Here is a 21,805-nt window from a genome sequence, read left to right as displayed (position 1 = left end):
CCCGCAACCAAAAGGTCCCGTGGTGTAGCGGTTAACATGCCTGCCTGTCACGCAGGAGATCGCCGGTTCGATCCCGGTCGGGACCGCCATTTATTTGTGGCTCAGTAGCTCAGTCGGTAGAGCAAAGGACTGAAAATCCTTGTGTCGGCGGTTCGATTCCGTCCTGAGCCACCATTTATATTATGCCGGTGTAGCTCAATTGGTAGAGCAACTGACTTGTAATCAGTAGGTTGAGGGTTCAAGTCCTTTCGCCGGCACCATGCTCTTGGTGGGGTAGCGAAGTGGCTAAACGCGGCGGACTGTAAATCCGCTCCCTCCGGGTTCGGCGGTTCGAATCCGTCCCCCACCACCATTTAAATAGGGGCATAGTTTAACGGTAGAATAGAGGTCTCCAAAACCTTTGGTGTGGGTTCGATTCCTACTGCCCCTGCCATTACTGTTTTAATTCAATATTATGGCGGTCGTGGCGAAGTGGTTAACGCATCGGATTGTGGTTCCGACATTCGGGGGTTCGATTCCCCTCGTCCGCCCCATCTATGCTCAGTATTAATTCAGTCTTAATTAATGTCATCCAATTTTATTATGGCGGTCGTGGCGAAGTGGTTAACGCATCGGATTGTGGTTCCGACATTCGGGGGTTCGATTCCCCTCGTCCGCCCCATTACTTTGGGGTATAGCCAAGCGGTAAGGCAACGGACTTTGACTCCGTCATTCGTTGGTTCGAATCCAGCTACCCCAGTTTCGCGGAAGTAGTTCAGTGGTAGAATACGACCTTGCCAAGGTCGGGGTCGCGGGTTCGAATCCCGTCTTCCGCTCCACTTATTCTACGGCGGCATAGCCAAGCGGTAAGGCACGGGTCTGCAACACCCTTACCACCGGTTCGATTCCGGTTGCCGCCTCCAAGTTTTATGACGCTGTTGCAAAACTTCATATGCCCGAGTGGTGGAATGGCAGACACGCCGCACTCAAAATGCGGTGCCGCGAGGCGTGCCGGTTCAAGTCCGGCCTCGGGTATCCACTAAAAAAGATACAACTTCGGTTGTATCTTTTTTTCTATCCTCTCTTTTATCCGTTTCCTATTTAATTCTCCGAACCCCTGTAATGAATCCGCGTTTCGTTCGTCTACTTAATAGGAGGGGATCCACGTGCCGGATATGGTTGAAGAATGGTTTCATTTGTATGAACGGGATCTGACCAGTTATCTCGTTTACTTTACGGGGAGCTTTGATGTGGAGGATTATGTTCAGGAGACCTTCCTCATTGCTCTGCAAAAACAAAGCTCTTTTCATCAGCGGTCCCATCCAAGGACTTGGCTTATCTCCATTGCCCGTAATCACGTCCTGGACACGTACCGACGCAAAAGAGTATGGGAGCGGTTAATGCCCTTTTTACATGCTTCACCACCTGTGCAGACGTCCTTGGAGGCTGCCTTGATTGCCACAGATGATCAGCATCGACTGTACCTAGCCATCTCGAAGCTCTCCTCTCGTGATCGAGATGTGGTCATTCTACGAGGGATTCTTGAGCTCTCTGTTAACGAGACGGCACAAGTCATGAACTGTTCCGCCAATCATGCTCGGGTGCTGTTTCATCGAGCTTTGGCCAAACTGAGAAAATCCTTGGAGGAGGTTCCTTATGAAGAAGCCTAAAGATGACTTGGAAGAGAAATTGAATCGTTTGCCTACTTTCACGTTGCCAACCGAACAGAAGGCAAGGATTCTGCAATCTCTCCAATGTGATTTGCCAGAAAGGAAAAAGTATTCCGTCCGACCTTTCTTTGTTTGTGCAGCCTTGCTCTGCATTGCTTTTCTGTTATTTGTCCCGCTTCGAACAAATCTTTCCCTCACAGGTGATGGGCCATTGACAATTCCACCCGACAAAGAACTGGAACGGTTCTTTATGTCTCCTCGCCAACAGGAAGTATTAGGGATTGAAGGCCGTTTTGCGATGCTTGGTTCTCTTAAGCCATTTGTTGCAGAGGATTCAAGGAGAGGTGCGAAAATGATGTTGTTCTTCTGGGGGAATCCAGCCCAACTTGTTGACAAGCCTTTCCGTTTGGAAGCTGTCCATTCCAATCAGGCGATCACACTAGCAGAAGGCGTGCTAAGCGGCCCGCTGAACGATTCAGAAGACGCTCACGTCCTGACGACTTTTACTCCTTTCTCGGAAGAAGGGCGTTGGCATGTCAAGGTATATGTGAATGAAGAAGTCTTTGAGACGTTCGATTTAGATGTACTGCCTCCATTTCCAAAAACGGAGCATTATACGCTAGAAGATTCTCCTGCTGAATTGGAGACAGGAAAAGAGGTAGACATCAGCATCGAACGGTTCGGAGAGAGTAAGAAGGAGATTCAAGTCGAACTTCAGAATAAAAAGGGTAAAGTGATTGATAAACAGTGGTTCAAAGAAGATGGGGAATTTATCGATGCTAGAGGATCCGGTATTTTGCATACTTTCACAGGGAAACTTACCTTTCCTGAAAAGGGTACATGGATACTCGTCATCGATGGGGAAAAGACGCAGCCATTCAAAAATTGATTCATAAAAAAACGCAGCCATTCAAACATTGATAAAAAAAACGCTCTCGCCTATGAAGGCTGGAGCGTTGTATTATGGAATTTCTTATACAGTTAGTGTGCTTATTCAGGAATGACGGCGGACCTTTGATCAGCGTGTAACACATGCGTTGTAGCGTCTCCACCACTGATCGAGGTAAACATGTTTGCAGCGGCGTTTGTCAATTTTACGGCGTTCTCTAGGTCAAGAGAAGGGCGCAGAAACAGGACTTGCAAAGCGGATGTCGTTTCTTCCGTTACTGCAGTACGGATGGAATCAACAAACGGGCTGCCGAACGGACTATACTCATCACGCAGGACTAACATGTTTTCCAGCGTGTTAAAACGGCCGTTCAGCCCATCATATCCTGCCGTCTCATCACCTACTGTCAGCATAACGTCACCTACAATTTTCTTCCGATCATAAATGCCAGCAGGAATTTGATATTGCAGTGAGAAGAAATTGTTCAAATCGACAGCACTATGATAGGGTGCTATGTAATTTTGCTTTTTTATTCTCCGATATAATGCCTCGACGGAAGGCCGATAGCGGCTCGCATCGGCTCCAAATGCCTTCCAGACCGTTCTCCATTCATTGATTCCAGGAAAATCGGTCAGCTGTTTGTCTTCTAAATCAAAAAACAATTGTTCCTGAAATAATTGCAACCGTCCTTTTAGCATTTGAGGCGATTCTGATACTGTTATTTTGTTATAATAGATAAGGCCGATTTTCAAATCGGGCATGGTATGAAACAATTTTTCATCCATTTCTAGTTTCAATGAAATCACCCTTGTCTTTTTGTTCAATCTTACCATAAGGGAGGCGAATCTGTATGAATGTCGCTCAGTTCCAACAAGAAATCCGTGACTATGCAAAAACAATAGGCATCGATAAAATCGGCTTTACCACTGCTGCGCCATTCCGGGAATTGAAGAACCGGCTGAGACGGCAACAGGAGCTCGGCTACCAGTCCGGTTTTGAAGAGAGTGATATCGAAAAGCGTACGAATCCTGTTCTATTGTTGGATCAAGCTGAAAGTATCATTTCGATCGCCATTGCCTATCCATCCAAAATGGAACATGCCCCGAAGGGAAGAAAAGGAGAAAGACGGGGAATCTTTTGCAGAGCTTCATGGGGAATGGATTACCATGTCGTCCTGCGTGAAAAACTCCATTTGCTTGAGAGTTATATGAAAGAACGGATTCCCGGCGTTCAGTGTCGTTCCATGGTCGATACGGGAGAGCTTGTCGATCGGGCAGTTGCGGAACGGGCAGGCATTGGCTGGTCGGCCAAGAATTGCTCTATTATTACACCGGAGTTCGGCTCCTACGTCTATCTGGGCGAGATGATCACCAATATTCCATTTGCTCCAGATGAACCGATGGAAGACGAGTGTGGCGACTGCACGCTTTGTCTGGATGCCTGTCCAACCGGTGCCTTAATACAAGGAGGGCAGCTGAATGCCCAGCGCTGTATTGCTTTTTTAACACAGACGAAGCAACCGATACCGGAGGAATTTAGAAAGAAAATCGGGAATCGGATTTACGGCTGCGATACATGTCAGACGATTTGTCCGAAAAATAAAGGCAAGTATAATATGCATCAGGAAGCTTTTCAACCGGATCCCGAACTGTCAAAACCAATGCTTGAACCAATGCTTTCATTAACAAATCGGGAGTTTAAAGAAACATACGGCCATATGTCCGGCTCTTGGAGAGGGAAGAACCCGATCCAGCGAAACGCGGTCATCGCATTAGCGCATTTTAAAGAGGAATCCGCCGTTCCAACATTAGCGAAGTTATTGCAAACAGATGCGCGGCCGATGATTCGAGGTACCGCAGCGTGGGCATTAGGTGAAATTGGCTCCGATGAAGGACGGCTTGCATTGGAACAAGCTTTGACGACGGAACAGGATTCCGAAGTTCTCACCGAGGTGAGACAAGCACTACAGATTACTTGAAAGAAGGGCTGGATTATGGCGATACATGTCGCTCTATTTGAACCGTTGATTCCCGCTAATACGGGTAATATCGCAAGAACATGCGCGGGAACCGGAGCAAAACTTCATCTGATCAAGCCTCTCGGATTTTCAACAGATGATAAAATGTTGAAGCGGGCGGGGCTCGATTATTGGGAACATGTTGATATAACGTATCATGAAGGAATACATGAATTTTTTGCAGCTTATCCCGAAGGGGAATTTTATTTCATTACGAAATTCGGGAAGCAAACGTATTCTGACTACGATTTTACGGACAGTTCCAAGGATATCTTCTTTGTTTTCGGCAAAGAGACGACAGGGCTTCCTCCTGAGATCATCGAGGCGCATAGAGAAAATTGCTTGCGCATTCCGATGAATGGCAATATCCGCTCGTTGAACCTCTCGAATACGGCTGCCATATTAATTTATGAAGCGCTTCGTCAGCAGTCATTTTTGGATTTGACATAAAGAAACGGGACAGCCAATTGGCATGTCCCGTTTTCTCATTGCATTATTTTTTTACTTTGCCTGGTTTGTCTTCATAGCCACCAGTTAAAATCGCAGATAGGAATGCGAAGCAAACGCCCATGATAAGGATAAGTTTCATCGGAAGTACCTCCTGTAAAAATCATTAGTCCTTCATTTAGTATACATGAATCTCATGTGAAAGGAAATGAATGATGCCATTATTTGTGACAAGAAACGCAATAATTATGACATCAATGAGGCAGGAATAACAGTTGGTACGCGAACAACACGGCAAAGAAATATAATAGGAGCGGAACTTCCCGCCATTTGCCTTTCACGACTTTTAAAACTGGATACGTGATAAAGCCAAGCGCAATTCCCGTTGCGATGCTGGATGTCAAAGGCATCGTCAATATGACAAGAAACGCAGGAAACGCTTCATCAAACGAATCCCAGTCAATATGCTTCACGGCACCGATCATTAAGCTGCCGACAATGATCAAAGCGGGTGCAGTAATAGCTGCCACATTCGAGAGAGCGCCGACCACCGGGCTAAAGAATGCCGCAATAATGAAGAAGATGGCGACTGTCAAAGTGGTGAGTCCGGTCCGTCCGCCAACAGCTACTCCTGACGAGGATTCTACGTAAGCGGAAGTCGGGCTTGTCCCTACCATGGCACCGGCTGTTGCAGCAATGGAGTCTGCCAATAATGCATGCCTTGCGCGCGGAAGGGATTTGCCTTTCATTAAACCTGCCTGCTTTGCGACTCCAATCATTGTACCTGTCGTATCAAACAGCGTTACAATTAAAAAGGCGAAAACGACGCCATATAAGCCATGGCTGATGACATCCCCAACCGCTTGAATTGGGTTCCAAACGAGAATGCCTTCCGGAAGATGAGGGACTTTCCATGGGGCCCCTTCAAAATGCAATTGCTTCGTAAAGAAGGCGACAATCCCGGTGGCAATCATGCCGATGAAAATGGCGCCATAGACGTTTAATGTCATTAGGATGACGGTTACAATCAATCCGAACAGCGTCAATAAAACAGGCGGTGAAGTCAAGTCACCGAGCCGGACAAGTGTCGACTCGTGAGAAGCGACAAGCCCGGATAGGCGCAAGCCTAAAAATGCGATAAATAAGCCAATGCCTGCTGTAATCCCATGCTTTAAGTTTTCCGGGATGGATTCGATCAGTTTCTCCCGGAATGAAGTCAGGGATAGAATAATAAAGAGCAAACCGGCGACGAAAACGGCAGAAAATGCTGCTGTATAATCAAGGCTGCCGTCGGAACCGATGACGACGGATGCAAAATAAGCGTTTAACCCCATACCAGGAGCAATGGCAATTGGATAATTAGCACATAACGCCATCCATAGCGTACCGATTACCGTTGCAATAATGGTCGCTAGAAAGACTTGGTCAAAAGGCACGCCAGCGTCCGACAAAATAATTGGGTTGACGATGACGATATAAGCCATCGTTAGAAACGTTGTCATGCCTGCCAATAATTCAGTTTTAATCGATGTATTGTTTTTTTCTAGTTGAAACAATGGTTGTACTCCTTTCAATAAAACACGAACATTTTTATTATCCTTATACATAATATTCGTTTCTATGATTTTTTGCAATGACTAACCTAACAACAATAGGAAAATTAGAATGTAATCGGTACAATGGTACATAAAGAAGGAGGTTGCGGAATGGATTTTATTTATCAAGAGAAATTGACATTGGCAAATGGTGTGAAGATGCCTCAACTTGGATTGGGAGTTTACAAAATGACGGATTCGGAAGAAACAATAGCTGCGATATCGTATGCGCTGGAAATCGGATATCGGGCGATCGACACGGCAGCGATTTATGAGAACGAAGAGGAGACAGGCGAAGCTATTATGTATTCTGGTATTCCGAGGGAGCAGTTATTCATTACCTCAAAAGTGTGGAATACCGATCAAGGGTATGATGAGACGTTACGGGCGTTTGAAAAGTCGTTGAAGAAGTTGAAGCTGGAGTATTTAGATCTCTATTTAACGCATTGGCCTGTAGCAGGAAAATATCGAGATACGTATAAAGCGATTGAACGTTTGTATGAAGAAAAGTTGATTCGGGCGACTGGGGTTTCCAATCATCATGTGCATCATTTAGAAGAAATCTTATCCGAAGCGTCCATCCCTCCAATGGTTAACCAGGTTGAATTGCATCCTCTTTTATCACAAGTTCCATTGCGAGCTTTTTGCAAGCAACATGGCATCGAGGTCACTTCGTGGTCGCCGCTCGCCAGGGGGCGGATTTTAGCGGATGAAACATTAGTGGAAATCGGCAAGGCTCACGGCAAGACACCGGCACAGGTCATTATTCGCTGGCATTTACAAAATGGGTTGATTGCCATTCCGAAATCAGTGACGAAGGAACGAATCAAGGAAAATGCCAGTGTTGCAGACTTTGCACTTTCACTTGAGGAGATGCAGAGGATCGATCGATTAAACAAAGACCAACGGACTGGAACGAATCCAGAAAAATACGATCAGCTTTAATTGGGTATTTATACCCTCTGACTTTTCTCATAATAAACCGATATATAAAAGTAGAGAATAGACAGGGGGAATCAGAGTGTTCAGAAGCAAGAAGAGTGTAAGTCATGATGAGAGTTATTTGAAAGAGATCGAGCAACTGAAAGATGATTATAGACGAAAAGAAGAAGAGGAAGCGGCGCGGATTGCCGAGTTGAAAAGTGAACTGGAGGCAGCCGTTTCACAGCATGAAAAGGTGAACGCACAACATAATGTGTTGGGCGAAGCTGTTGCCCAAATCGAAGAGAGATTTGAAAGAGTCGAGGATCTAAGTGACAGCTCGGCTTTGAAATCAGAAGACCTGTTTGAAAAGGGACGTTCGCTCGAAGAAAAATCAAATCAGATGGTGACAGAGGCGTCAGAAGGGGCGAAGGAAGTCCACGGAACGGCGGATGTCATTAACCAATTAGGCGTTCAAATCCAATCTTCTGAGCAGAACATGACAAACTTAAGCACTCGTTCTGTTGAAATTCAATCGATTGTTGGCGTCATTGAAGATATTGCGGCGCAAACGAATTTATTGGCTTTGAACGCTTCCATCGAGGCGGCGCGTGCAGGGGAATCCGGCAAAGGGTTTGCGGTAGTTGCACAAGAAGTAAGAAAGCTTGCGGAAAGCACGTCGAATAGCACGGCAAACATCCAGACGTTGACAAACGCGCTTCGTGAAGAGATCGAGCAAGCATTGCAAGCGACGCGGAAAAGTGCGGAGCTCGTAGCAAAAGGCGTCCAAGTCAGCTTGGAAACAGAAGCGAAGATTGAACGGATTTTGCACACGGTCGAGGACAGTCAAACAGATATTACTGCCGTGCAGGACATGATTGAAGAACAGAAGAAGCTGTCGAGCAGCGTGAAGCAGGAGCTTCTCGAAGCGAAACAATTATTTGCGGAAGCCCATGCATTGATCATGGAGCATATTGACGATGCGAAAGAAGTGGACATGCGCCTGGAAAATGGCATCAAGCAGCTTGCGTATAATTGATTCCATAGAAAAAGCCGGAGAAATGGCTCTCCGGCTTTTTCTTATTCAATCGTCAACGATTCTTCTGTTATCGGATGGACAAAGGAAACTTTGACTGCGGTCAAGCGATATTGACCATCATCTGTTTCGGTGCCGCCGTATAACGTGTCCCCAATAATCGGATGGCCGATATGGGAAAAGTGGACACGGATCTGATGAGTTCGTCCTGTATCCAATCTGGCTTCTATGATTGTCGAAGTTTCAAGCCGCTCTAGAATGCGGAAGTGGGTCGTGGCAGATTGACCGCCTGGTGATACCCTTCTCCGGGTTGGATGATGCCGGTCCCGTCCAATCGGATACTTCAGCGATCCCCTCATCCGGTTTAAGCGACCATCGACTTCCGCCTCGTACGTTCGAGTCACTTCGTTCTGTTCCATCATCCGGTCGAGGAGTCCTTTGGCAATGGGATGTTTGGCGACGACTATCAGGCCACTTGTCCCTTTATCAAGCCGCTGCACATGCTCGGCATATGTTCCTCCACTACGTTGAATGTACCCCATGACCTGATTCATGAAGGTTCCAGTGCCAGCTGGATGATCTGGATGCGTTGCGATTCCTGCTGGTTTTCTTGCGACGAGAAGATGTTCATCCTCCCAGACGATTTCTATTGATCCTGGATCTTCGGGAACATAAGTCGAAGTGATATCTGGAAAAGTGAATCGGAGTACCGTACCGCTTTCAAGCGGCTCTCTCCAATCAACTGGATTCCCCGACGTATCATAAATGCTTTTCGCCATCCGCAATTGGTGAACCGTTTTTTTGCCGACGACCCACTTTTCCTGTAGCAATCTTTCAATGGTCAGCCCATCTTCTTTTAATGAATAATGAAATGTCGGAGTGGCTGTCATCATTTGCCTGTATATTCCTTAAGAAATTCTTCGATGGCTTTTTCAGGTTCTTCAGGTAGCCCGACAATTCTTCCGACTTCTTTTCCATCTTCATATTGAATGAGTGCCGGCCAGCCTGTAATTCCATAGGGAGCCGCCTCTTCTTTAAATTCAAGTAGATTGTATTGATAGACATGAATACCCATTTCTTTTGCAATCGGCATCAGTTTCGGTGTCATTTTCATGCAGAAAGGGCACTCCGGAGAGAAGAAATAGGCAGTGACTGGTTCCCCTGATTTGATTTTTTCCATCAGTGCATCCGGTAGGACGATGTTGCTGTAATTTTCATTGCCAAGCAGATTGATGGTGGACGCTTGCAATTCCTTGTTTCCATACGGATTGTCCTTTAATTTTTGTTTGTTTGATTGATTATTTAATACAACAATCAAAACAAAGAGGGCGATGATGACACCGCCGATAATAAGCAGTTTTTTCATTTAGCCGAAACTCCTTTTGCCTGTTTTAGTAAGATCAGGCTTGTGATTAAGATAAGTAAAAATGCGACAAGTGCCATGAAGGGGATTGTAATAAATCCTAAATAGTTGACGTACTGACCCGTGCAGGGGACATTCCCGCAAGTAGGTGCTTGACTTTGGAAGAATGAGAGCTTTTGGATACTGTAATGGTAAAGCGATGTGCCTGCTCCGATAACTGAAAAGACAGCTGTCGTCAGAGCAATTCTGGCATTCTTCTGAACTAGAGCAATTCCAGATATGAGAACGAGCGGATACATGAGAATCCGCTGATACCAGCAGAGGGTACAAGGTGTAAATCCTTTAATCTCCGAGTAATATAAGGACCCCAGCGTGGCAATTAATGAAATCGTGAAGATAAAAAGAAGTCCATTCTCCTGTCGTTTATCCAATATAACAAACCCCCTGTCTTGCAGACTTCTCTTTGATTATAGAGTGTCCCATCAGGGCTGTAAATTATTCACTCTTTCATGACTTGTTAGCAAGCAAGTTGGGTAAACAAATAGGAGAGGTGATAGTTGTGAGTGAACAATTTGATTTGACTTCATTTGAAATGAGCATGGTGATCAGGCAAATGGAGTACGAGGACATTGCAAAAATACTAAGCATGCAATCTGTCTGTTTTCCAGGGATGGAGCCTTGGAAAAGGGAGCAGCTGGAAAGCCATCTGGACATTTTTCCGGAAGGCCAATTTGTGGCGGAACTCGATGGCGAAATCATCGGCTCCTGTTCAAGCTTGATTGTTAACTTTGACGAATATGATGACCGCCATACATGGGATGATATTTCTGATGGGGGGTACATAACCAATCATAATCCGGAAGGGTACAATTTGTATGGCATCGAAGTGATGGTCCATCCGGAGTACCGCAGAATGAAAGTCGGACAGCGTTTATATGAGGCAAGAAAAGAGCTAGTCCGCCAGATGAATTTAAAATCGATTATTATAGGCGGGAGAATCCCGAATTATCATAAATACGCAGCAGAATTGTCGCCGCGCGAATATGTCGATGCGGTGAGCCGGCATAAAATCTACGATCCGGTTCTCTCTTTTCAATTATTAAATGATTTTACGTTAATGCGGATCAATCCGAACTACTTGCCGGATGATAAAGCTTCGAATAAATACGCGACATTGATGGAATGGAATAACGTCGATTATCGTGCAATGACGAAGCGGCATTTTAAAACGAGCTTTCCGGTACGGATATGCGTCGTTCAGTATTTAATGAGGAAAATCTCCTCGTTTGACGATCTGGCCAACCAATGTGAGTATTTTGTGGATGTCGCATCGGATGCCGGTTCTGATTTTGCTGTGTTTCCGGAGATTTTCACAACGCAGTTGATGTCCTTTCTGGATGAAAGGTCTCCAAGCCAGGCAATCAGAAGGCTGACGGAGTATACACCACAATATATCGAGCTGTTCACCAACTTGGCAGTCCGGTATAACGTAAATATTATTGGCGGTTCTCACTTTGTAGAGGAAGACGAAGAAATCTATAACGTGGCCTATTTGTTCCGCCGGGACGGATCAATTGAGAAGCAGTACAAGCTCCACATTACACCGAATGAGCGGAAATGGTGGGGGATCAGCCGAGGAGATTCAGTCCGCGTTTTTGATACGGACTGTGGAAAAATCGCAATCCAGGTTTGTTATGACATCGAATTCCCTGAGCTCGCCCGCATCGCTACGGATAAGGGAGCGAAAATTATCTTTACTCCATTTTGCACAGAAGATCGTTAGGGCTATTTGCGTGTTCGTTACTGTGCGCAGGCACGGGCTGTTGAAAATCAGGTGTATACCGTCATTTCCGGCACTGTAGGCAATCTGCCCGAAACAGAAAATATGGACGTGCAATACGCCCAGTCGGCGATATTTGCACCGTCTGATTTTGAATTTGCAAGAGATGGAATTGTAGGCGAAACGCATGCCAATGTGGAAATGGTATTAATCGGCGATGTCGATCTTGAGATCTTGCGCCGCCAACGCCAAAGTGGTACGGTCAAACAATTAAAGGACCGCCGGCCAGATATATATCGAGTGGAATATTTACGCGACTGAATAAAACATCCGTATACCTTCCATGTGGATGGTGAATATGATATAGTGAAAGGAGAAAGGGAAGGGAGGATGCAGATGGTTGAGTCCGAAAAGATCACTATTAATATGAATGTCGTCGATTTGGGGAAGGTGGATCTGTTAGTGGAACAAGGGTTTTATTCCAACAGGACTGATTTCATCCGAACGTCGATCCGAAACCAGCTCGCGACGCATGCGGCAGAAGTACAAGAGATTGTCGTGCGGAAGTCATTTGTTGTCGGTGTCATGCGGTTGAGCCGCGAGGACCTAGTAAAGCACGCGGAGAATCATACGAAAATCGACATTAAAGTGGTCGGTCTATTGATTTTGGACAATGACATTGATGTGGATCTGGCACAACAGACGATCGCTTCCGTACAGGTGAATGGGGTATGGAAAGCGAGTGCGGAGCTGAAGGCGGCGTTAAGTTAGTTCATCTGGATAGTAGAAACAAAAGTGACCTGCAAATTATTTCTTGATTTGCAGGTCATTTTTTTATGGAATTAAATCGGAATAAGTAATTTGGAAATGTAAATATGTTCCTTATTCTCGTTGGGGATTTTGAATAAGCCATGTTAGAATTGAAAAGGGGTGTATATATGAAAAAACGATTATCAGCAATTTTAGTATTATTCCTTTTAGCATTTATTTTGGGGATGTCTGCTAAGACAGATGCGTACTCAGAACCCCGTGAGGCACTAATTGCAAAGGAAAAAGATGTATTGGTGATACCTAGTTATCTGGCAAATAATAAAGCTCTCTTCTTCTTCATTAATAGTACTGATAACTTGGGAGCTGCTTATGTGCAAAAGGGGCTTTTTGGCTGGAAGACGGGTATGCTTACTTGGAGCCCAATGGACCAAGAGAGAAAATATGAAAAATTGAGCGGCTATCAAGGGTATGGAGAAAACTTGATCTACGGCATAATCAGAAATGGCGACAAACATATGGTTCAAATTGGCGAGGAACATGCTACGATACTCGATTTAACAGCCGTGCTGTCCTCGAGTGAGGTAGAGAAATTCAAATTAGATGGTCTATCCATCTGGTATTACGAAAGTGATGATGAACTATTGACTGAAGATGAAAAGGAAATAATCTTAGTGGATAAAGATACTGGAGAAGAATTAGATATGATCTACTAATAATTTTTAGTTGAATAGGAAGCTGGAGGAGAATGGCTCAGTTTGCAGCGCATTGACTGAGCTTTTTTAATTAAAAACCACCTTTGAATAGGTGATCTGTCGACTCGAACCACTCGTAAATTCCTCTAACCGCCGTATCCGCCGGGGAACCATTAATCCTCTAACCGCTCGTATCCGTCGGCGAACCACTCGTATATCCTGGCAACCGCTCGTATCCGCCGCTGAACCACTCGTATAATCCTCTAACCGCTCGTATCCGTCGGCGAACCACTCGTATATCCTGGCAACCGCTCGTATCCGCCGCTGAACCACTCGTATATTCCAGCAACCGCTCGTATCCGTCGCCGTACAAACAAAAGACTGTGCAGAAAATCAGATTCCGCTGATTTTCTGCACAGTCCTAATGTTTCGTTATCTCTTTTTATGAGTTACTTTCTTCTGCGTCTTCCGTTCTTTCGCTTCGGATTGTTTCAATTTCTTCTCGAGGAAAGCGAGTTCTCTCTGCAATTTGAGGTAGCTGTCATAGCGCTCAGCAGGTAATATTCCTTCGGCAATGGCGGTTTGTACGGCGCAGCCGGGTTCCTTTTTATGCTGGCAGTCGCTGAACTTGCAGGAATGGGCGAGCTGGTCGATGTCTTGGAAGCTTGCGTCCAAGCTGTCTCCTTGATCCCAGAGCTGAAATTCACGCATTCCTGGTGTGTCAATGAGGATGCCTCCGTGCGGCAAAAGCAGCAATTCCCGGTGAGTTGTGGTGTGCCTTCCTTTGGCGTCGTCTTCTCGGATGTCTTGAATCTCCATCTTACCGTCGTCTAATAAGGCGTTGGTTAGGGAGGATTTGCCGACGCCCGAAGAGCCTAGCAGGGCAGCGGTTTTTCCGTTTTGCAAGATGGCTTGCACTTCATCGAGTCCTTCTCCTGTATGATTGCTCACTGCGATGATATCTGTTCCGGGAGCTATCCGTTGTGCTTTTTCAATAAAGACTTCTGCCTCAGCGCACAGGTCTTTCTTGGTCAATAGGATAACCGGGAGCGCTCCAGAATCGTAAGAAGCAATGAGATACCGTTCCAGTCGTCTTTCATTGAAATCTTGGTTCAGCGACATGACGAGGAATACGATGTTGACATTGCTCGCTATGATCTGTTCTGTTATGGTCATGCCTGCCGACTTTCTTGAAAACAGTGAAGTCCTGGGGAGGAGGGAGTGGATAATACCCCGTTGCTCGCCGGGCATCTTTTCAACCGCCACCCAATCACCGACTGCGGGGAAGTCCCTTCGTTCGCTCGCCATATGTTCCATCGTGCCGGAACAGACGGATAGCCATTCGCCTTCTTCTGTGATGACGCGGTACATTCGTTTATGTTCAAGTGTAACTCTTCCGGGCAATGATTTCTGTTTCATTCCTTCGGGTAATGCAGTCCAGTCCTGCTCCCGTAGTGCTGTCCAACCTAGCTGTTGTAAGTTTGTCATTCAAAAGCCTCCTGTTTTGTGCAAATCAAAAAACCGTGGGTCCTGGATCGGACACCACGGCTTTCACGCGCATAACAGAATAGACGTATCGATCAGTACGATAGGTCAGGTGAAAGCATGGGTCCGATCCACATTACAAATAAGTTAGTATAAGTAGTAGTCTTTTTCATATGCCTTCACCTTCCTTCTATCAGTTGAACTAACAATAGCAAAAATATCCACAAGCGTCAATATGGTGAAATAAAAAAAACGGCAAGATGCCGTTTTTTATGATTCATAGGATAAGTCGGACGAATCGCTTACTTCTTCTTTCTCGTGTTTGATAGCTTCCAAGTAAAGGATATGATGGCCTTCCACATCTTTTACTGTGAATTCATAGCCTTGTTCAATAATCTTTTCACCTGGGATAGCTTCAAAGCGTTCAGACATGAACCAGCCGCCAATCGTATCGATGTCTTCTTCGACGATATGGGTGCCAAGCACGTCATTGACATTTTCGATCAACATTTTCGCATCGAAAATATAGTGGTCTTTATTAATCATTTGGACTTCCGGTATTTCATCCATATCAAATTCATCTTGAATTTCTCCGACGATCTCTTCGAGTATGTCTTCTATCGTTACGAGACCGGATGTTCCGCCGTACTCATCCATCAACACAGCCATATGGATCCGTTCCCGTTGAATTTTCAGCAAGAGATCGCCAATGGACATCGTTTCGATGACGCGGATGATCGGTTGCATGTATTCAATAACCGGCTGTTTGCCGGTTGTCGGGTCCTTGATGTAGGCAGTCAACAGATTCTTCATATTGATGAGACCGATGACATGGTCTTTATCTCCGTCTGTTACGGGATAGCGCGTATACTGTTCCACGCCGATCATTTCAAACACGTCTTGTAACGTCATATCTTTTTCGATGGTCATCATTTCAGTTCGCGGTACCATTATTTCGCGAGCGACGCGGTCATCGAATTCAAAGATGTTATTAACGAATTTGTATTCGGCTGGATTGATCTCTCCGCCTTTCAGACTGTCAGACAAAATCATGCGGAGTTCGTCCTCGGAGTGGACTACTTCTGATTCGGATACTGTTTTGTAGCCTAGCATATGTGCGATTCCTCTTGCAGCGCCATTCATTCCTTTAATAATCGGATACATCACGTTATGGAAAATGATCAATGGTCGTGAAAAGGATAGTGTAATCGCTTCGGCACGCTGTATGGCAATGGTTTTCGGAGCCAACTCACCGACTACGACATGCAAGAATGTCACGATTGTGAATGCAATTGCAAAAGAAAGGAATGTTGTCACATTCGGTGTCAAATCAAAATGGGAAAAAACCGGATTTAAGAGCAGCTTGACTGTCGGCTCGCCTAACATACCGAGTCCTAATGCTGTGATGGTAATGCCCAATTGGCATGCCGACAAATATTCATCCAAGTTGCTGACCACTTTTTTCGCGATCATGGCTTTACGGTTTCCTTCTGCGACAAGCTGATTAATGCGTGTTGTCCGTACTTTCACTATTGCAAATTCACTCGCAACAAAAAATGCGGTGAGAGCGATCAAGGCAGCAAATGCTGCCAATCGTATGGCAATGTCCAAATAAGTTTACTTTGCTCCGCGCCCGAATGAGGGGTAGAACAAAGTACACACCTCCTGTATAGGTAAAATAGTTAGTTAAGATTATGATAAATTATTTACAAGAAAAAAACAAATGATTTTGCCCGATTCAGGTATACTGGATGGAAGAGTGAAAGGGGGAGGATTTCGAATGAGTACATCAAGGTATTGGGAGATCTTAAAGGCTTCCACTAAGCTTGGGCTGACGTCATTCGGCGGTCCGGCCGCTCACATCGGATATTTCCGAGATGAATATGTGAAAAGGAAAAAATGGCTGGATGATAAGATGTATGCCGATCTTGTGGCACTATGCCAATTTCTGCCCGGACCGGCAAGCTCTCAGGTCGGCATTGCCATCGGTCTCATGCGCGGGGGATTGTTTGGCGGTCTGTTATCATGGATAGGATTCACTTTGCCATCTGTTCTTTTATTGATGGCATTTGCTTATCTCATGTCTAATGCGACGTTTGATATTGGTTGGCTGAAAGGATTAAAAATTGTTGCGGTTGCTGTTGTCGCGCATGCGCTGCTCGGAATGGGCAAAACGTTGACACCTGACCGGCAACGGATCACAATCGCCGTGCTGGCAGCCGTAGCTACATTATTAATACCAACTGCATTTGGACAAATCATGATAATCGTGCTTGCAGGAGTGTTAGGATTTTATTTGTATAGGAAAGAAAAGACCGATGCAGTGAAGGATTTGACTCTTTCCTTCGGGAAACGGATTGGAATGGCAGCATGGGTTGTATTTTTCGGACTGCTGATCGCTTTGCCGCTGCTGCGTCCATTATGGAATCATTCATTAGCAGCTATTTTCGATATTTTTTATCGGGTTGGTTCCATTGTATTCGGTGGAGGGCATGTCGTTTTGCCGATGCTAGAAAGAGAGATTGTGCCGGGGGGCTGGATGGATGCCGAGACATTCATCGCAGGTTATGGGGCCGCGCAGGCAGTGCCAGGCCCACTTTTCACCCTTTCCGGCTACTTGGGACAATATATGGATGGACCTGTCGGAGCGCTCGTTGCAGTTACGGCTATGTTTCTGCCTTCGTTTTTGCTTGTCATTGGTGCCCTTCCTTTTTGGTCGGCCGTTCGTTCGAAGCCAGGCATCCAGGCGGCATTAAAAGGAGTAAACGCGGCAGTAGTCGGCATTTTGCTGGCGGCTCTGTACAATCCTGTTTTTACGAGTTCCATACATAAGCCAGTCGATTTTGCCATTGCGCTAATTGCGTTTGCCCTGCTCGTCCATTATAAGCTGTCTCCATGGATTGTCGTCATTGTCACGACTATCTTAGGAGCCGGGGCATTTTCGTTGTTTGGTTGAATGAATGAAGGGTTTTCATCATAGGATAGGACGGTCAAAAAAATACCAGGAGCGTTTTTCGCTCCTGGTGCATATGTTACATTGCCGTGGGGTTGTATGACGTCAAGGGGAATGGCGCCAACTTATCTTGCTAGTAACAGTATAATCAGAAATGTTGCAAACTATTCGCTGCAATCGGGAGACCTTTTCGGCCTTGCTCTATCATTACCCGGCGAGGACGTGGCTGAAACCAGGCAGGGCATAGTCCGAAGAACAAGAAAAGTAGGAAATTAGTGTCCAACTTTTTCCGATATTTTATTGACAAATGTAAATTGAACATGTAATGTAGAATTATTCGAAAATCGAAATAGTGAGGGAGGTGCGGAAAATGAAAACTTTGCAAACTGGATTTCAACATCTACAATATCATATTCCGTGCCGGCCAACTCGTTGAATTATAACTAATCATATTTGGACGGCAAACAGCCGTTCCTTTTTTGAGCACACGCTTATTGTAGGAGGCGTGTGCTTTTTTGTCTTTCCAAATATGGAAATTAGGTGTTTTCACGCGATGCGTGTGACATATAAAAATACGAAGGAAAGGAGTGCTGGTGATGACTTTCATCAAACAGCAACGGAAATTATTAAAAAAGGAATCTCTTGAAAGTGGATAGTTACGAATCAAGGAAGAGGTAGATACGTATGTTTTCGGTTTTATTTAAATTAAAGTGGTTTTTCAAGGAGAATCGCAAGCGGTATACGATTGCGCTCATTCTCCTTATGATTGCGAATGTGCTCGTCATCTTGCCGCCGTGGATTATCGGCCAGGCAATCGATGCCATCCATACACAGACGATGACGACTCATCTGTTGGCTTTGTTCATCGGCGGGATGTTCTTGATCATGCTGGTTTCTTATGTTGGTAACTTTGTCTGGCAGTACCAGCTGTTTGGCGGAGCCTATGTCATTGAGCGGCAATTGCGGACTCGATTAATGCGTCATTTCTTAAAGATGACACCAACATTTTATGAAAAAAATAAAACGGGTGATTTAATGGCCCGTTCGACAAATGATTTGCGCGCCATTTCCGAAACAGCCGGCTTTGGTATTATGACGCTCATCGATTCGACTGCTTATCTAGGCACGTTGATCATAACAATGGGATTCATTATCTCGTGGAAGCTGACACTCGTCGCCATCTTGCCGTTGCCGATTTTGGCGTATAGTTTGCAAGTGCTTGGCAAGAAAATTCACGAACGGTATATGGTCGCGCAAGATGCATTCGGAGATTTGAATGACAACGTCCTTGAAGCGGTCGCAGGTGTCCGTGTTGTTCGTGCTTATGTGCAAGAGCGTGCAACGGAACAACGATTTGCGGATATGACAGAGGATGTCTATAAGAAAAATATGCATGTAGAAAAGATTGACGCGCTCTTCATGCCGTTTTCTAAAACATTTACAGCTATGACGTATATGATCGGGCTTGGCTATGGAGCTTATCTCGTGTCGACTGGGGATATTACGCTTGGAAAGCTCGTTACATTTAACGTCTATTTAGGGATGATCGTCTGGCCTATGTTTGCAATCGGGGAACTGATCAACGTATTGCAAAGAGGGAACGCTTCTTTAGACCGTGTCATGGAGACGCTGGAATATGAAGAAGATGTGAAAGATCCTGAGAAGCATATTGATGTAGAGAAACCGGAAAGTGTTGGTTTCAACGATGTCAGCTTCCAATATCCGATGTCGAGTGCAGTCAACCTCGATCATATCGAATTACGGCTTGAACGCGGGCAGACTCTCGGGATTGTCGGGAAGACAGGAAGCGGGAAAACGACATTCGTTAAACAGCTATTGCGTGAGTATCCTGCTGGGGAAGGGGATATTGCGTTCTCGGATGTTTCGCTTCATTCATTAAGGAAAGACCAAGTGCGCGACTGGATCGGCTATGTTCCGCAAGATCATGTGCTGTTCTCGCGTTCGGTTCGCGAAAATATCCTGTTCGGCCGTCCGGAGGCGACGGAGGCGGATATCGCGGAAGCCATTCGACTTTCTCACTTCGAAAAGGATTTGCAAATGCTTCCGGCTGGTCTGGAAACGCTCGTCGGTGAAAAAGGTGTTGCGTTGTCAGGCGGACAAAAACAACGGATATCCATCGCTCGGGCGCTCGTGAAAAATCCGGAGATTCTCATTTTAGATGACTCGCTTTCCGCCGTTGATGCGAAAACAGAATCAAAGATCATTGAGAATATCCAGACGGAACGGGAAGGCAAGACGACCATCATTACAACGCATCGCCTTTCCGCTATTGAACATGCGGACTGGATCATCGTCCTGGACGATGGCAAGGTCATTGAAGAAGGAACACATGAAGACTTGCTTGCGATGAATGGATGGTACAAAGAGCAATTCGACCGCCAGCAGATCGGGGAGGTTGAATAAGATGGGTACAGGAAAACGTTTATTGCATTATGCGTTGTTTTATAAAAAGCTTCTTATTACAGGATTGGTGTTGTTGGCGTTTGCCGTTGGAGCTGACTTGATGGGTCCATTGATTGCGAAAAAGATTATCGATGACCATATTGCAACATCGGTGGATCAGTCAATCAATTTCACACCAATTGCTAAATTACTTGCCGTCTTCTTTGGATTGGCAGTCGTGACAGCTATACTGCGTTATTTTCAATACTTGCTGTTGCAGCAAGCGGCAAACCGCATTATCCAAAAGTTGCGGAATGAGCTATATGCTCATATTCAAAGGCTTCCGATCCGGTACTTCGATAATTTGCCGGCAGGAAAGGTAGTCGCGAGGATTACGAACGATACGGAAGCAATCCGTAACTTGTATGTAACGGTTGTATCGCAATTCGCGATCAGCGGCATGTATATGCTCGGTATTTTCATTGCACTCTTCTACTTGGAACCGAAGATGGGGGCGATCACCCTTTTCGTCTTGCCAGTCTTGTATATTTGGATGAAGGCATATCGTAAATTCGCTTCAAAAGTGAACCATATTATCCGTAGTAAGAACAGTGAAATGAACGCCATGATCAATGAATCCATTAATGGGATGACAATCATCCAGGCTTTCCGCAGGGAAAAGCAAATGGATTCGGAGTTCAATGCAATCAATGATGAGCATTACACCTATCAAAGCAAGCTATTGAAAGTGGAGGCGGCAACGTCCCATAACTTGGTTGATATTATCCGCTCACTCGCTTTCGTGTTCCTGATCTGGTATTTCGGCGGGGCTTCATTAACTGCTGGAAGTGTCGTATCTGTCGGCTTGCTGTATGCGTTTGTCGATTATATTACGCGTTTGTTCAACCCGATCACAGGTATCGTCAATCAGTTTGCGCGATTGGAACAGTCGCTTGTCGCTGCAGATCGTGTCTTTGATTTGATGGATCGCAACGGGGAGCCAGTCAGCGATGAAAAGATCGCCCGCTACCGTGGAAACGTACGGTTTGAGGATGTCTGGTTTGCGTATAAAGAAGAGGAATATGTGCTGAAGAATATTTCATTTGAAGCGAAACAAGGGGAAACGGTGGCGCTGGTTGGCCATACTGGTTCCGGAAAAAGTTCTATCATGAACTTGCTCTTCCGCTTCTATGATGTATCGAAAGGCCGTATTACTATTGATGGGAAGGATATTGGCCAGATTCCGCGCCAGACGATCCGTGACCATATGGGAATCGTTCTGCAAGATCCATATTTATTCAGCGGAACAGTCGAATCGAACATCAGTCTAGGGGATGCACGCATTTCCCGGGAAAAGGTCCAGCAATCACTTGATGCGGTAGGTGGCGAACGGGTGCTGAAGCACTTGCCGGGCGGCATCGATGAGCCGGTTGTCGAAAAGGGAAGCACACTTTCTTCCGGACAACGGCAATTGATTTCATTCGCGCGTGCATTAGCATTCGATCCAGCCATTTTGATTCTGGACGAAGCGACTTCGAATATTGATACAGAAACAGAAGAAATCATCCAGCATGCGATGGATGTGCTGAAAAAAGGACGCACAACTTTTATCATCGCCCATCGCTTATCGACAATTAAAAACGCGGATCGGATTCTTGTCTTGGACCGCGGAGAAATTGTGGAGCAGGGAACGCATGATGAATTGCTTGCCCTTGGCGGCCAGTATGCGCAAATGTATAAACTGCAGGCGGGTAATGGCGCAAAGGTAGGATAAAGGAAAGGAGGCTCGGTAACGGGCCTCCTT

General features: G+C 45.6%; 19 protein-coding genes, 11 tRNA genes and 1 pseudogene. 23 read left to right on the top strand and 8 right to left on the bottom strand.

What is annotated here, in order from left to right; all coding sequences use genetic code 11:
* Positions 1 to 13: 13 nt before the first annotated feature.
* The 13 genes from L7D49_RS12405 (at position 14) to L7D49_RS12345 (ending at position 2,538) form a co-directional block, all read left to right on the top strand.
* Positions 14 to 89 (top strand) — tRNA-Asp (locus L7D49_RS12405).
* 9 nt (positions 90 to 98) lie between these two features.
* Positions 99 to 174 (top strand) — tRNA-Phe (locus tag L7D49_RS12400).
* A gap of 10 nt (positions 175 to 184) precedes the next feature.
* Positions 185 to 260: transfer RNA gene (locus tag L7D49_RS12395), tRNA-Thr, on the top strand.
* A 7-nt stretch (positions 261 to 267) separates the two neighbouring features.
* A tRNA-Tyr gene (locus L7D49_RS12390) sits at positions 268 to 352 on the top strand.
* 7 nt (positions 353 to 359) lie between these two features.
* Positions 360 to 433 (top strand) — tRNA-Trp (locus tag L7D49_RS12385).
* A 24-nt stretch (positions 434 to 457) separates the two neighbouring features.
* Positions 458 to 533, top strand: a tRNA-His gene (locus L7D49_RS12380).
* A 52-nt stretch (positions 534 to 585) separates the two neighbouring features.
* Positions 586 to 661: transfer RNA gene (locus L7D49_RS12375), tRNA-His, on the top strand.
* A 6-nt stretch (positions 662 to 667) separates the two neighbouring features.
* A tRNA-Gln gene (locus L7D49_RS12370) sits at positions 668 to 739 on the top strand.
* 4 nt (positions 740 to 743) lie between these two features.
* Positions 744 to 818 (top strand) — tRNA-Gly (locus L7D49_RS12365).
* A 10-nt stretch (positions 819 to 828) separates the two neighbouring features.
* Positions 829 to 902, top strand: a tRNA-Cys gene (locus L7D49_RS12360).
* A 31-nt stretch (positions 903 to 933) separates the two neighbouring features.
* A tRNA-Leu gene (locus L7D49_RS12355) sits at positions 934 to 1,014 on the top strand.
* Positions 1,015 to 1,154: 140 nt separating this feature from the next.
* Positions 1,155 to 1,649 (top strand): RNA polymerase sigma factor, encoded by a 495-nt coding sequence (locus tag L7D49_RS12350; RefSeq protein ID WP_238081281.1) that lies wholly within the window; start codon positions 1,155 to 1,157, stop codon positions 1,647 to 1,649.
* Complete coding sequence (locus L7D49_RS12345) at positions 1,636 to 2,538, top strand: hypothetical protein (RefSeq protein WP_238081267.1); 903 nt, start codon at positions 1,636 to 1,638, stop codon at positions 2,536 to 2,538. The genes L7D49_RS12350 and L7D49_RS12345 overlap by 14 nt, the downstream gene beginning before the upstream one ends.
* A 101-nt stretch (positions 2,539 to 2,639) precedes the next feature.
* Here L7D49_RS12345 and L7D49_RS12340 read toward each other — a convergent pair whose 3' ends face one another.
* A complete protein-coding gene (locus L7D49_RS12340; RefSeq protein ID WP_238081265.1) occupies positions 2,640 to 3,335 on the bottom strand; it encodes a B3/B4 domain-containing protein in 696 nt (231 codons plus the stop codon).
* A gap of 53 nt (positions 3,336 to 3,388) precedes the next feature.
* Here L7D49_RS12340 and queG point away from each other — a divergent pair, with 53 nt between their 5' ends.
* Both queG and trmL read left to right on the top strand, forming a co-directional pair.
* Positions 3,389 to 4,516: a tRNA epoxyqueuosine(34) reductase QueG gene (gene queG / locus L7D49_RS12335; protein ID WP_238081263.1), complete on the top strand. Its 1,128-nt coding sequence runs from the start codon at positions 3,389 to 3,391 to the stop codon at positions 4,514 to 4,516.
* 15 nt (positions 4,517 to 4,531) lie between these two features.
* Positions 4,532 to 5,005: a tRNA (uridine(34)/cytosine(34)/5-carboxymethylaminomethyluridine(34)-2'-O)-methyltransferase TrmL gene (gene trmL / locus L7D49_RS12330; RefSeq protein ID WP_238081261.1), complete on the top strand. Its 474-nt coding sequence runs from the start codon at positions 4,532 to 4,534 to the stop codon at positions 5,003 to 5,005.
* 251 nt (positions 5,006 to 5,256) lie between these two features.
* Here the strand turns inward: trmL and L7D49_RS12325 are convergent, their stop codons facing one another.
* Complete coding sequence (locus tag L7D49_RS12325; RefSeq protein WP_238081259.1) at positions 5,257 to 6,558, bottom strand: NCS2 family permease; 1,302 nt, start codon at positions 6,556 to 6,558, stop codon at positions 5,257 to 5,259.
* A gap of 150 nt (positions 6,559 to 6,708) precedes the next feature.
* Between L7D49_RS12325 and L7D49_RS12320 the strand changes: the two genes are divergently transcribed.
* Positions 6,709 to 7,542, top strand: coding sequence for an aldo/keto reductase (locus L7D49_RS12320; protein WP_238081256.1), 834 nt, complete (start codon positions 6,709 to 6,711; stop codon positions 7,540 to 7,542).
* Positions 7,543 to 7,618: 76 nt separating this feature from the next.
* Positions 7,619 to 8,557 carry a methyl-accepting chemotaxis protein gene (locus L7D49_RS12315; RefSeq protein WP_238081254.1) on the top strand — a complete coding sequence of 313 codons (939 nt, stop codon included), beginning with the start codon at positions 7,619 to 7,621 and terminating at the stop codon, positions 8,555 to 8,557.
* A 41-nt stretch (positions 8,558 to 8,598) separates the two neighbouring features.
* On the opposite strand, the gene L7D49_RS12310 is transcribed toward L7D49_RS12315, so the two are convergent.
* From L7D49_RS12310 to L7D49_RS12300, 3 genes are read right to left on the bottom strand one after another with little or no spacing between them, the layout of a single operon-like run.
* Positions 8,599 to 9,447, bottom strand: a complete 849-nt coding sequence (locus tag L7D49_RS12310; RefSeq protein ID WP_238081251.1) for an RluA family pseudouridine synthase — start codon at positions 9,445 to 9,447, stop codon at positions 8,599 to 8,601.
* Positions 9,444 to 9,920 (bottom strand): thioredoxin family protein, encoded by a 477-nt coding sequence (locus tag L7D49_RS12305; protein ID WP_238081249.1) that lies wholly within the window; start codon positions 9,918 to 9,920, stop codon positions 9,444 to 9,446. Before L7D49_RS12305 ends, L7D49_RS12310 begins: the two co-directional genes overlap by 4 nt.
* A complete protein-coding gene (locus L7D49_RS12300; protein ID WP_238081248.1) occupies positions 9,917 to 10,348 on the bottom strand; it encodes a disulfide oxidoreductase in 432 nt (143 codons plus the stop codon). The genes L7D49_RS12305 and L7D49_RS12300 overlap by 4 nt, the downstream gene beginning before the upstream one ends.
* Before the next feature lie 128 nt (positions 10,349 to 10,476).
* Between L7D49_RS12300 and L7D49_RS12295 the strand changes: the two are divergent.
* The 3 genes and pseudogenes from L7D49_RS12295 to L7D49_RS12285 all read left to right on the top strand — a co-directional run bounded on the left by L7D49_RS12295 (position 10,477) and on the right by L7D49_RS12285 (position 13,181).
* Positions 10,477 to 12,018: pseudogene (locus L7D49_RS12295) on the top strand (GNAT family N-acetyltransferase).
* A 75-nt stretch (positions 12,019 to 12,093) separates the two neighbouring features.
* On the top strand, positions 12,094 to 12,468 hold the full coding sequence (locus tag L7D49_RS12290; protein ID WP_238081246.1) for a CopG family transcriptional regulator: 375 nt from the start codon (positions 12,094 to 12,096) through the stop codon (positions 12,466 to 12,468).
* 167 nt (positions 12,469 to 12,635) lie between these two features.
* Complete coding sequence (locus L7D49_RS12285) at positions 12,636 to 13,181, top strand: aspartyl-tRNA synthetase (protein ID WP_238081244.1); 546 nt, start codon at positions 12,636 to 12,638, stop codon at positions 13,179 to 13,181.
* Between the two features lie 160 nt (positions 13,182 to 13,341).
* Here L7D49_RS12285 and L7D49_RS12280 read toward each other — a convergent pair whose 3' ends face one another.
* The 3 genes from L7D49_RS12280 to L7D49_RS12270 form a co-directional block, all read right to left on the bottom strand.
* The gene (locus L7D49_RS12280; RefSeq protein WP_238081242.1) at positions 13,342 to 13,533 is read right to left on the bottom strand and encodes a hypothetical protein; all 192 of its coding nucleotides are present in this window, start codon (positions 13,531 to 13,533) and stop codon (positions 13,342 to 13,344) included.
* A gap of 59 nt (positions 13,534 to 13,592) precedes the next feature.
* The gene (rsgA, locus tag L7D49_RS12275; RefSeq protein WP_336246392.1) at positions 13,593 to 14,648 is read right to left on the bottom strand and encodes a ribosome small subunit-dependent GTPase A; all 1,056 of its coding nucleotides are present in this window, start codon (positions 14,646 to 14,648) and stop codon (positions 13,593 to 13,595) included.
* A 267-nt stretch (positions 14,649 to 14,915) separates the two neighbouring features.
* Entirely contained in the window at positions 14,916 to 16,256 is a 1,341-nt protein-coding gene (locus L7D49_RS12270; RefSeq protein ID WP_238081240.1) for a hemolysin family protein, read from the bottom strand.
* 169 nt (positions 16,257 to 16,425) lie between these two features.
* Here L7D49_RS12270 and chrA point away from each other — a divergent pair, with 169 nt between their 5' ends.
* The 3 genes from chrA to L7D49_RS12255 all read left to right on the top strand — a co-directional run bounded on the left by chrA (position 16,426) and on the right by L7D49_RS12255 (position 21,775).
* Complete coding sequence (gene chrA / locus L7D49_RS12265) at positions 16,426 to 17,601, top strand: chromate efflux transporter (RefSeq protein ID WP_238081238.1); 1,176 nt, start codon at positions 16,426 to 16,428, stop codon at positions 17,599 to 17,601.
* Positions 17,602 to 18,282: 681 nt separating this feature from the next.
* A complete protein-coding gene (locus L7D49_RS12260; protein WP_238081236.1) occupies positions 18,283 to 20,022 on the top strand; it encodes an ABC transporter ATP-binding protein in 1,740 nt (579 codons plus the stop codon).
* A gap of 1 nt (position 20,023) precedes the next feature.
* Entirely contained in the window at positions 20,024 to 21,775 is a 1,752-nt protein-coding gene (locus tag L7D49_RS12255; protein WP_238081234.1) for an ABC transporter ATP-binding protein, read from the top strand.
* Positions 21,776 to 21,805 lie beyond the last annotated feature (30 nt).

This window comes from Sporosarcina cyprini, assembly GCF_022048975.1.
Taxonomy (GTDB): Bacteria; Bacillota; Bacilli; order Bacillales_A; family Planococcaceae; genus Sporosarcina; species Sporosarcina cyprini.
The sequence above is the reverse complement of the archived record's forward strand: the minus strand, read 5'-3'. Positions and strand labels throughout refer to the sequence as shown.

What these genes read in the sequence shown, in the direction of transcription:
- L7D49_RS12350 (WP_238081281.1), top strand. Translation starts at nt 1,155, where the DNA reads ATGGTTGAAGAATGGTTTCATTTGTATGAACGGGATCTGACCAGTTAT.
- L7D49_RS12345 (WP_238081267.1), top strand. Translation starts at nt 1,636, where the DNA reads ATGAAGAAGCCTAAAGATGACTTGGAAGAGAAATTGAATCGTTTGCCT.
- queG (WP_238081263.1), top strand. Translation starts at nt 3,389, where the DNA reads ATGAATGTCGCTCAGTTCCAACAAGAAATCCGTGACTATGCAAAAACA.
- trmL (WP_238081261.1), top strand. Translation starts at nt 4,532, where the DNA reads ATGGCGATACATGTCGCTCTATTTGAACCGTTGATTCCCGCTAATACG.
- L7D49_RS12320 (WP_238081256.1), top strand. Translation starts at nt 6,709, where the DNA reads ATGGATTTTATTTATCAAGAGAAATTGACATTGGCAAATGGTGTGAAG.
- L7D49_RS12310 (WP_238081251.1), bottom strand. Translation starts at nt 9,447, where the DNA reads ATGATGACAGCCACTCCGACATTTCATTATTCATTAAAAGAAGATGGG.
- L7D49_RS12305 (WP_238081249.1), bottom strand. Translation starts at nt 9,920, where the DNA reads ATGAAAAAACTGCTTATTATCGGCGGTGTCATCATCGCCCTCTTTGTT.
- L7D49_RS12290 (WP_238081246.1), top strand. Translation starts at nt 12,094, where the DNA reads ATGGTTGAGTCCGAAAAGATCACTATTAATATGAATGTCGTCGATTTG.
- L7D49_RS12285 (WP_238081244.1), top strand. Translation starts at nt 12,636, where the DNA reads ATGAAAAAACGATTATCAGCAATTTTAGTATTATTCCTTTTAGCATTT.
- rsgA (WP_336246392.1), bottom strand. Translation starts at nt 14,648, where the DNA reads ATGACAAACTTACAACAGCTAGGTTGGACAGCACTACGGGAGCAGGAC.
- chrA (WP_238081238.1), top strand. Translation starts at nt 16,426, where the DNA reads ATGAGTACATCAAGGTATTGGGAGATCTTAAAGGCTTCCACTAAGCTT.
- L7D49_RS12260 (WP_238081236.1), top strand. Translation starts at nt 18,283, where the DNA reads ATGTTTTCGGTTTTATTTAAATTAAAGTGGTTTTTCAAGGAGAATCGC.
- L7D49_RS12255 (WP_238081234.1), top strand. Translation starts at nt 20,024, where the DNA reads ATGGGTACAGGAAAACGTTTATTGCATTATGCGTTGTTTTATAAAAAG.